This window comes from Nocardiopsis alba DSM 43377, assembly GCF_000341225.1.
In the GTDB taxonomy this organism is placed as follows: Bacteria; Actinomycetota; Actinomycetes; order Streptosporangiales; family Streptosporangiaceae; genus Nocardiopsis; species Nocardiopsis alba.
On the sequence record NZ_ANAC01000029.1, the window covers coordinates 58,719 to 69,906 of the forward strand.

An 11,188-nucleotide genomic window follows, 5' to 3' on the forward strand; every position below is an offset into this window, starting at 1 on the left:
TGCGGGGGGTGCCGCGTCCGATTCGGTGGTCGCGCGGCCATCGAATCGGACCGGACGAGCAGGTCTGGTCCGCGATCACGCGCTAGGGACGTGTGCGAGGGCACCCTCGACCAGGGCATGGTGCCCGAAATGTGCCTCGACCCGTTCTCGGTACGGTTCAGGTCATTCGACCCCGGACGGTCATATCCGCGATATACGAAAATGAACTCGGCAGGTCCGTTCGGTGGAAATGGGAAAACACGCCTGAATCAGCGAAATATTGACCGCCTCAGTGTCCTCTGTGAAAGTCGTTCGGGCTCGATACGCGGAGGGGACACTGTGGCGGTCACGTACGGCGACCTGAAGAGCTGGCTCGATACGGTCAAAATAAACTCTCGGCTGGATCTGACACCGAATCGACACGACAGAGTCAAGGGGATTCTCGACCTGATCGATTTCGCCGCCGTCGATCAAGCGGCCGGGGCCGCGTCGACGGTCGTCCAGATCGATCGGAAGAGCGATCTCTCCCTCACGGGAACCCTCCCCAAGGGCGGGCTGGAGGTGACGCTGGAGTTCACCCTCGAAGACTCGAAGTCGACCGATGAAAAGCCGAAGTCGGACGATGGGGACTCGAAGTCGACCGAGAAGGAGTCGGAGCCGGCCGACACGACCCCGGTGACCGGGGTCTCCCTGACGATCTCCCTCGATACGGACCACTCGGTCTGGGGGGCTCTCACCGACGTGGGCCTGAAGTCGCCCAAGCTCGTCTTCGCGGCCGAGAAGGTCACGAAGAACGACGACGAGGCCTCGGAGACCGAGAAGAAGCCCCCGAAGGCGGACGACGAGCTTTCCGAGAACACCGAAGAGAAGCGCTCGGAGGCCACCGAAGAGAAGAAGCACGAGGAGACGGAAGAGAAGGGTTCCGAGACCGAGGAGAAGTCTCCAAAGGGGGTGAGGAAGCGGCTCACCGTCGAACTCGTCCTCAAGACCTCGCCGGAGCTCCGGGCCTCCTGCGAACTCGGCTTCGAGAAGAAGAAGCGCACGAGCTATCTCTTCCGTGTCGCACGCGCCGATAAGACCCCGTTCTCCCTCGTGGACGCTCTGAGCAGGCTCGGCATGACCGGGGTGGACGAGTTCGGCCGTCTCCTGCCGAGCGCCACCGGCCTCCGTCTCGACTACACCCCGGGCGGCGAGGACGTCGAGGTGATGATCACCGCCGACAGCACCGAGGAAGAGGAAGAAGAGGAAGAGGAGTCCACCGAGGAGGAGAACGAATCCACCGACGAGGACGACGAGAAAAAGGAATCCGCCGAGGAGAAGAAGTCCACCGACGACGATGACGAGGCCCCGGAGGGGTTCACGTGGGGTCTGGCGCTGCTGCCCGAGACCGAGGGCAAGCGCCCGCTGTTCCTCTCGGCGTCCTTCCCCCTCGGTGATCTGGCCCGTCTGTCCCGTCTCGACCTGGTCGAAGGCCAGGTCCCGAACGACGCCGACCTGTCCTTGGACGCGGTGACGGTGATCGGAGCCACCGCGCCGATCCCCGAGGACGCTCTGACCAAGGTCGGCACCGTTCTGGAAGCCCATGGCGCACCCAAGGTCCCCGGCTCCGGGGACCTGGCCAAGGGCCTTCGGGTCGGCCTGGACTTCACGCTGTTGAAGGAGAAGCGCTCCGTCGTCGCCCTGGGACGTAAGAAGGACGAGCCCGCGCCCTACGCCGTCTCCGCCGCCGAGATCGAGCCGGCCGCCGACGACCCGGCGCCGGTGCGGTCGGATTCCTCCTCCAGCGAGGTCCAACGCCCTCTCGGGCCTTTGCACATCGATCGGGTGGGCCTGCGGTTGGCCGTTCCCGAGGACGACTCAGAGGCCACCCGGGTGCTGTTGGACATCGACGCCGCACTGGTCACCGCCGGTTTCGAACTGCGCGCCACCGGCCTGGCCATCGGCCTGACCATCACCAAGAATCCCCGCGTCACCGTGGAGCTCTCCGGCCTGGGGGCGACCTTCTCCCGTGATCCGCTGACGATCACGGGCGCGTTCGTCAAGCGGGACCGCAAGGGCTACGCGTACGACTACGAGGGCCTGCTGCTGGTCAAGGCGGAGAAGTGGGGGCTCCTGGCCGTGGGCTCCTACGCCCGGCTCAAGGACACCGAGAAGCGGCCCGGGTACACGTCCCTGTTCGTGTTCGGCGGGCTGGCGGGCAAGATCGCGGGCCCGCCTCCGGTGGTCTTCACCGGCCTGGCCCTGGGCGGCGGCTACAACAGCAGGGTCGAGCTGCCCGAGGCGGACGGCGTCTCGGACTTTCCGTTCGTCCAGGCGCTGGCCGACATGCCGGGGTTCGTCGGGGACCCGCCCGACCCGCTCTCCACGCTGGAGAAGATCACCGGGGGCGCGGAGGATTCGAAGGACGCGGTCGTGCTCCCCGAGCCGGGCGACCTGTGGTTCACGGCGGGGGTGGCCGCCACCATCGCCGAGACCGTGGCCGTACAGGCGCTGCTGATCGCGCAGTTCGGCCCGGACGACTTCTCCGTGGCGCTCCTGGGCGCGATGAACGCCGACTTCCCGGCTCAGCGCAAGAAGAAGGCCGAGTCCGGGAAGAAGGGTCCGAAGGCCCCGGCCACCGCCTCCGAAGACGCGGACACGCCCCGGGTGGCCCACATCGAGCTCGGGTTCCGCGCGCTGTACGAACACGCCAAGCGGCGGCTCGCGCTCACGGCGGCGCTCTCGGACAACTCCTGGGTGATCCACCCGGACTGCAAGCTCACCGGTGGCGCCGCGGTGTACGTGTGGTTCCCGGGCAGCGACCACGCGGGCGACTTCGTGGCCACCGTCGGCGGCTACCATCCGGCCTACCGACCGCCGGCCCACTACCCGCAGCAGGTGCCGCGCCTGGGTCTGGACTGGTCGGTGAGTTCGGACGTGCGGATCAAGGGCGAGCTCTACGCCGCCGTGACCCCGAAGGTCGGCATGGTGGGCGGCCGACTCTCGGTCGACTTCGTCTCCGGAGGGCTGCACGCCTGGCTCGACGCCGGGTTCGACGCCATCGTGCGGTGGGCGCCGCTCTACTTCGAGCTGAACATGTGGGTCAGCATCGGGGCCAGTTACACCGCGCGGGTGCTGTGGTGGGACGTGACGATCCGGGCCGAGGTCGGCGCGTACCTGAACGTGTGGGGTCCGCCCACCGGCGGCACGGTCCGGGTCGAGGTGGGCCCCTTCTCCAAGAGCATCGACTTCGGCGAGCCCAAGAGGCTCCAACGGGAACCGCTCCCGTGGGCGGACTTCCACGCCAGGCAGCTCCCGGCCGACCCGCTCGGCATCAGCCCCATGGACGGCCTGCTGATCGACCCGACCAGGCCGGAGGCGACCAAGGGCGGACGTTGGCTGGTGAGCACGGACGGGTTCTCCTTCAGTACGCGCAGCGCGCTGCCCTCGACCAGGTGGAGCCACGGCGACGACACGGCACCACGCGACCGGGCTCCGCTGACGGTCGGGCCGATGGGCGATGCTCAGGTGGCCATCACCCAGCACGTGAAGGTCACCCGAGGCGGCACGACGGTCACGGGCTGGGATGCCTCCGAGATCACCGGCGCCTTCCCCATGGCCCTGTGGGCCGCCCAGGAGGGGTCCGGAAGCACGCTACCGGGTCCGGGCGAACCGCAGACGGTCTCGTGCACGAGCGGGATCCAGGTGAGCGCCCCTCCGCCCACGACCAAGGGACAGAGTCTGACCGCCGACGGCGAGGCCGTCCAGTTCTCCGATGAGCGGTGCGCGGCCAACCCCCTGAACCTGATCGAGGGCGAGTACGCGGCGGACGAGAACGTCACCTTGCCCGAGAAGGACAAGGGAAAGGCGCGCACCGAGCTCGAGAAGACGCTCAAGAAACTGAACCTACTGGTGGAGACGGTATGACCGTGACCAGGAATCTGCACTTCATCGACAACCTCGTTCCGAGCGTCTCGGCCGGCGACCACACCATCACGGTCACGCAGACGCCGACCGGCGGGAACATCCCCTCGGGGACGGCCTTCACCCTCACGCAGGACTTCACCGTCACCGGGCTGCGGTTGCGCGTGGAGGCCGACGAGATCCACGGCGTCTACCCGCCGCCCGGTACGGCGGGCCGTTTCGACCTGTACCTGCCGCACGTGGCCCTGGAACGTCGCATCGTGCCTTGGGAGCGCAGGGTCTCCTCCGACGACGATGGAACGACCCCGTGGCTGGGCGTGCTCCTCTTCGCCGAAGGCGAGCTGCCCGACGACCCGAAGGCGCTCGGCGGCACCGAGACGGGGATCGCGAGGACGCTGCTCGATCCGCGGAACGATTCCGCGGTGAGCGTCCCGGACTTCGCCGACCATCCACTGACGGCGGAGGAGGAGACCGCCACCATCAACACGATCCGGGTGCCCGGGGAGGTCTTCGCCCGGATCGCGCCCACCTCCGCCGAGCTCGCCCACCTCGCGCACATCCGTACCCCTGAGGACGCCGGAGGCTCCCACGAGGAACGCCGCTCCGCCGAGGTACGCCTACCTGTCGGCCAACCGGCTCCCCGATCCGCAGGGGGGACGGTACGTGGCCCACCTGGTCTCCTTCGAGGGCCACAAGGAGCTGCTGGACCACCCCGACCGGGCCAAGGCGCACGTACGCCTGATATCGCTCCACCACTGGTCGTTCGTCTCCGCGCGGGTCGAGGCGGGGACGGCCTACTCCGACCTGCGCGCACGGCTCACGGACGGGCCCGCCCGACCCCACCTGCTGGCCCGCCCGGCAGCGGAGTACGGAGACACTCCCGACGCCTACACCCGCCGCGTTCGCCACCTGATCGAGACGGGGCACGTGGCGCTGCGGCACGTGCGGGCCGACCGGCCCGGCGCCTACGACTTCTACCGGGGGCCGTTGACCCCCTACCCGACGGACCCGGTCGACCGCACCGGCCGATGGTGGATCACGGACGAGGACGGCTTCGGCGTCCGGAACGTGGGCCACCACACGGCGTGGTCACTGGGACGCGGACTGGCCCTGGCCGATCAGGAGTTCTCCGCCGCGTTGGCCCGGGCGGTGGACCAGGCGCAGAAGGCCGTCCAGAACCTCGCGCAGATCGCCGGGGGATACCGGGCCCGCGCCGAGGCCGTCGGCATGGCCGGCCCCGCGTACTCGGCCGCAGGCCCTCTGGACGCCCTGTTGCCCCCGGAGGGGTACTCGTTCTCCCAAGGCGAGGAGGCGTGGGGCCCGGCGGATGGGGATACGGCGTCCGAGCGGAGGGCGGGGATGGAGGCCCTCGACCGGTTGCTGGCCGGGGAGCCCCCGCGATTCCACGCCCGGGCCCTGCTCGACGGGCTGGCCACGCGGTACGGCGGCGGACCGAGCACCGGCACCGCGGAGGGCGGCGCCGGATCGGACGAAGAGGTCCGGGCCGACCCGGTGACGATGGTCCGGGCCGGAGATCTGTCCTTCCCCGCCTCGATGCCACCGGTGACCGAAACGGTGGCGGCGATCGCCGAGGACCCCCGGGTGATGGAGCGTTTCGCCGCGCACGTGCTCGGCTCCTCCTCACTCGGCCACTCCGGCCCTCAGGGCGACGGCGCCCCTGAGTCCGCGGCCGCGAGGGAGCCCGCGCTGGACTCGTTCCTGAACGGGCTTCGGGTGCTCTCCGGAGTGCCGTTCGATCACCTCGTTCCGGACACGGCGGCGCTGCCACCCGAGAGCATGCGGTGGTTCCGGGTGGACCGGGGCTGGCTCGACGCCCTGGTGACCGGGGCGCTGTGGGCCGGCATCTGCGGATCACACGACCGAAGGGTGGTGGAGGCGCTGGTCGATACCTACCTCGACGAGTCGCGATCGCCCACACCGAGCTCGGGGATCCTGATCCGCTCCCGCCTGGTGGCCGACTTCCCCGAGGTGGGGATCGTCCCCTCCGAGGGGCGGGTGCTCCGCCGGGCCGTCCTCGCCCCCGGGGTGCTGCTGGTGCTCTTCGACGAGGTGCCCTCGGAACTGCACTTGAACGAGCCGGACCAAGGGGTGCACCTGGGCGTCGGCTTCCAGGGCGGTCGGGAACGGATCACACTACGAGCCCTGCGGGAAACGGGCGATGTGAAGGTCGGGGACCAGGTGCCGGCCCAGGGCGGTGCCGGCACCCGCGTCACGGTCCCCTTCCGCGACGACACGCGGGTGCTGAGGCTGGCGGGCCCCGACGGACTGCTCGACGCGATCTGGACCGGCCTCGGCCCCTACAAGGACACCGGCCGGACGGATCTGTCCCCCGGAGAATTCGGCCTGCAACTCGTCCACGCCCCCGAAAGGGCGATCCTGCACACCCCCACGGCCCCGGCCACCGGCCCGGGCCACGACGAGGGAGCACACACATGAGCGATCACGCCCTGCTCGTCCCGGTGCGGGTGACCGCCCTGATGGTCAACCCGACCGTGCGAAAGAGTACGGAGAACACCTTCGCGCGGTGGAGCCTGAGCTTCTCCGCGCCCTTCCACCAAGGCCCCGAACCGCTCCCTGGGAACCCTCCCCTCGGTGGGGCTCCGTCGGACGGTGTGCTCTTGCACTGGGAGCCGCCGAGGGCCCTGCGGGACACCGATCCGTTGCGCGAGGGCGACACCCGGCCGCTGAACTGCCCCGACCGCTGGGTCGTGGTGCGTTACGCGAAGCAGGACGGACGACGGCGGGCCAAGGCCTGGCTGATCCAGAGCGATGCTCTGCGCAGGACCGAGGACGTGTCCGACGACAGTGACAACTCTCCCTATGGCATGGTCTCCGACACGAAGGACGGCCGGCGGATCGACCAGAGGCGGGTCGGGCGGCGGTGGGAGCTGACCGAGGACATCACCGAACCGTCGATGTCCGAGCCGCTCACCGCCTTCGGCCCGGGCATTCCGGCGTTCTCGGTGTACCAGCCCTACAACCTGGGCGTGTTCTCGATGCACGACGACCTCGCGGGGTTGGCCGAGGGGCCGGACGGCATCGACCTGAGCTACCAGGTCTTCGGCTGGTACGGAAGCACCGACCGCGATCCGCTCTCCCGGGTGGCCGGCGCACCGCACGAGAAGTACGAGGAACGGCTGCGCGAGCTGCTGGACCGGTTGCGGTGGCGCTACACCGGGCCGATCACGGGCACGATGCGCTCGGTGCACGCGGGCAGCGTGCACGGCCTCGTCTGGCGTAGGCATGGAGAGGGCGAGGGGGACGAGAAACCGCGTCGGGACGCCAAGACCGGCCAATGGGTCGACCTGAGCCTGGGCACGGCCGAGACCTCCTCCGAGGGTCTGAGCGCGCTCGCCCAGCGGATCCCCGGCATCTGGCCGGACGAGCGGCCCGACGAACGCGCCGAGTACCAGGCCCGGTTGCAGGCCCTCCAGTACGGGCTTCTGGACGAGTACGACGCCCCCGGCGGGCGCGCCGAGGTGGCGCTCAAAGCACACGAGGCCCGGTTCGAACCGGTGGCCGGGGGTCACGTCTGGGACTTCGTGAGCGGGCAATCCGACCAGGGCGAACCGACCCCGCCACCCGACGTCCCCCAGGCGCAGGCGGACTGGCTGAAGACCCTCAACACCGAGCAGGAGGCCTACGACACGAAGCTCCGGGAGCTGACCCGGCTCCAGGAACGGCTGCGCACCTTGTGGGGGTACCGCGAGCACGCGGCCTACCTGGGTGCCAAGGGCGGCGGCGCCTTCGGCTCGACGGGGTCGAAGAAGATGAAGGCCCTCGCCGAGAAGATCTCCCCCCACTTCGATCCGGCACGGTCCGACTCCCTGGCCGAGCGGATCGAACAGGCACAGAACGTTCTGAGTGAATGCCGAGCCCTCGTACGCGAGACCGACCCGGAGCGGATCGAACGGGCCATCACCGACGAGCTGAGGGGGCTCGAAGAACTGCTGGGCCACGAACCTGTCGGGGTTCTCACACGGTTCCCCCGGGAGCCGTTCCACCGCCCGACCGAGCCGGTGGTCCTGCTGCGCGGCGCGGGCACACGGCGGCTTCTGGAGGACCGTCCCGGCGAGCTCACCTGTCGGGGAGGCGGACAGACCGTGACGAAGATGGACGGGGCCGAGTCCGCCCCGGTCGTCCCGGACGGCTTCGCCACGATCCTCGACCGGCCCGGCTGGAAGGGCGTGTTCCCGACCGACCTGCACAAGGCCCTGCTCGCCGAGTTCACCGCGCTGGACGACCACCGCTCTCCCCAGGACACGACGACGGTGTCCTTCGCAGACGAGGCGACGGCGGTCCCGTGGTCGACCACCTCCGACCCCCGGGTGGCGGCGCTGCGCTTTCAGACGGAATGGTGGCGCCAGCCATGGACCCCGCTCTACCTGTGCTGGAGCGCCGACTACTACCCCGTGCCCTACGAGGACCGCAGGCCCGGGCACGAGGGTGAACGGAACTGGGTCTTCGACGGACAGCGGTACCTGTGGCGGGGTGAGGGGCACGTCGCGAAGAAGGGCGACCCGCCGCCCTTCCACACGGTGAACGGGCGCATCCTGCTGTCCCCGCACGCCGTGCACAACCTCGCCGACCGTTACCGGCATCTGAAGGACGCCGCGCGGGGCCAGGATCCGGCCTTCCTGGAGTTCGTGTCGAAGATCCTGGAGAACTTCAACGACGCGAAGAAGGGCACCGATCTGGTCTCCCAGGCGCTGGACGGGTTCAGCGCGCAGCTCACCGGCCGGGAGTCCCTGCTGCGGCCGACTCCGGAGCTGAAGAAAGGCCTGGTCTCGCCCGACTACGCCTACGAACCCCGCCTGTTCTCCACAGGAAGTAAACCGAAGGCCCCCAAGGACCCCGACGATCCGGAGAACTGGATCCGGCCACTGCCGGCCGAGGGCCTGCGTGCGGGACAGTTCGTCATCTCACGGCTCATGATCATCGACCGTTACGGTCGGGCCTGCGCGGTGGACACCGAGGACGGGCGAGATCGTCCGGACCTGAAGGTGGAGCTCACCCGCTCGGCCACCGTCACCCCCGACGATAAGGCGCCAGGCAGCGGCAAGGCCGACGCCACCGTGCTTTCAGGGCGGACCAACAAGGACTGGTCGACCCGGGTGATGCAGCTACGACCGCGCTTTCCCCAGCCGGCCCGGCTCCGCTTCGAGGCGCTGTCGAGGGGTTCGGACACCGAACCGCCGGTGCGGCCGGTCGACGGCGATCAGATCCGGGGATGGGTGGTGCCCGACCATCTGGACCAGGGCGTGCTCTGTTATACGCACGACGGTGTGTTGTGGGGCGAGTTGCGCGACGCCGACGGGGACCTGGTCTGGGAGGACGCGGGCAGTGGCCTGACCCCCGACCCCGAACTGGTCGGTTTCCTCGACGGCATCAAGAGGAAGGGGAGGAAGGGCCCGGCCGCTCTGGCCGCGTTCCTTCAGGCCGAGGAGCTGGCCCGGCTCACCACCAGCCCGGACCGGACCGCCGCGGGCCCTCCGACGCTGCGCCTGCTGGGGCGGCCGATGGCGCTGGTGTGCGCGCGATTGACGTTGGAACCGGACGCGGGCGCGATCGTGCCGGTCAAGCTCGACCGGTTGACCGCCATCGACCCTCGTCCCGCCTACATGGACCACACCTGGCCGGTGCTGCTGGGTTCGGACGCGGCCTTCGGCGACGGGCTGGTGGGTTACTTCCAGGAGAAGGAGTACGACACGTTCTACGCGGTCTCCCCACCGGAGGAGCGGGGCGGATACGTGGCCGACCGGAACCTCGGCTCGCGATTGCGGCTGCGGCTGAACCGGGAGGAGAGCGTGAAGGTCTCGATGCTGCTGGACCCGTGGGCGTCCGTGCACGCCACCACCCACGTGGTGCCGACCTCGCGACTGCGCTTGGAACCCGAAGCGGTGGCCGACGTGCTGGGCCGAATGGAGGCGCTTTTCCACGTCGGGCCCAGCCTGGGCGGCAAGCGCCCGGTCACGGTCGAACACGGCGGGACCGTGACGGCGGAGACCACGGCCTTCCCGATGCCGCTGCCGAAGGTCGAGCACGGTACGTGGTCGTGGGTCCCGGCGATGAACGATCGCGCGAACCCGGTACCGGTCCGCGACGACGACGGAACGGCCCGCCTCACCCCGGAAGCACCCGTACATCTGCGGACCGGACTGCTCCGGCTGCGACAAGGGTTCGGCCAGGCCCGCAGGACAAGCGACACGAACGATCAGGAAGGTGGACGGTCATGACGGACACGCGGGAGCGGATCCCGGAGGAACCGGCGGACGAGCGGTGGGGGTCCAGCGTGGCGTACAGCGACTCGGATTTTCCCGAGGCGCTGAGCGTCGTGGTGCAGACCGATCCGTCTCCTCTGGTGGCCTCGGGGTCGAAGGGTCCCGCTGATCAGGCGGGTCTGAGTGTGCTGGTGACCAATGTCAGCGACGACGAAGCGGTGCGGGCGCACGCGATCCGGATCCAGCTCAAGGTTTCCGACGACGGGGACGCCAAGGAGGATCTGCTCAGCGAGACCTGGTCGAAGCGGGGAGCGACCGTTACCCGGCAGTCCAAGACACGTCGTCCGGACCGTGGTGACGAGGGTTCGGGTCTCTACACCTTCACGTACTCCGGAACGGACCGTGAGGAGAAGCCGTTCGAGCCCGGTGAGACGGTCGCCGTCTTCATTCACGAAATTCTTGTCAGTGCCATGGAAGGGGCCACCGCCGTCGCCATCGGCGTGCAGGAGGAAGAGGACGGCGAGACGGTCTGGAAGCACATCCCCCTTGGTAAGTTCCCGGCCGGATACTACCTGCGGGAGTTGCGAGCGGACGCCAACCCGGTCAAATATGGGGATTCGGTCACGCTCACCTGGTTGGAGCCACCGATCGAAGGTATCCGTTACACCCTCTATGCCAATGGTCAGGAGGTCCCGCTGCACGAGGACCACCCGCAGCCGGTGAAGATCTCTGAACTCACCACCGACACCACGTTCGAACTGAAGCCCTCCTGGTCCGAAGACGTGCGGGCCAGGCAGCGGCTGTTGGTGCGGGTACTGGGGGGTGACATCGCGGCCCGCAACGTGTCGGTGAAGTCGAGCCTCACCGTGCGGGATCGTGTCCCTCTGCTCCGCAGCGAATGGCACGAGCTCTATTGGAGTATGCCTCGCCACTTCGCCAGGGAAGCCCCCGAGACAGGGCCGATCATCACCAATTTCCAGTTGGCTCCGTATACCGGGGGAAGCAGTGAGGTTTTCTCAGTGAAATGGTCGTCGTGAAGTGAGTTGATCCGCGCGATCCCTGGC

At 69.0% G+C, this 11,188-nt stretch carries 4 protein-coding genes; all 4 read left to right on the plus strand.

All coding sequences use genetic code 11. The features are described 5' to 3' along the window. Window positions 1-318: 318 nt before the first annotated feature. Window positions 319-3,885, plus strand: coding sequence for a DUF6603 domain-containing protein (locus tag D451_RS0124105; RefSeq protein ID WP_017536317.1), 3,567 nt, complete (start codon window positions 319-321; stop codon window positions 3,883-3,885). A gap of 660 nt (window positions 3,886-4,545) precedes the next feature. Continuing rightward, window positions 4,546-6,339: a hypothetical protein gene (locus D451_RS0124115; protein ID WP_017536319.1), complete on the plus strand. Its 1,794-nt coding sequence runs from the start codon at window positions 4,546-4,548 to the stop codon at window positions 6,337-6,339. Next, on the plus strand, window positions 6,336-10,139 hold the full coding sequence (locus D451_RS0124120) for a hypothetical protein (protein WP_017536320.1): 3,804 nt from the start codon (window positions 6,336-6,338) through the stop codon (window positions 10,137-10,139). The genes D451_RS0124115 and D451_RS0124120 overlap by 4 nt, the downstream gene beginning before the upstream one ends. Beyond that, the gene (locus tag D451_RS0124125) at window positions 10,136-11,161 is read left to right on the plus strand and encodes a hypothetical protein (RefSeq protein ID WP_017536321.1); all 1,026 of its coding nucleotides are present in this window, start codon (window positions 10,136-10,138) and stop codon (window positions 11,159-11,161) included. Before D451_RS0124120 ends, D451_RS0124125 begins: the two co-directional genes overlap by 4 nt. Window positions 11,162-11,188: the final 27 nt, after the last annotated feature.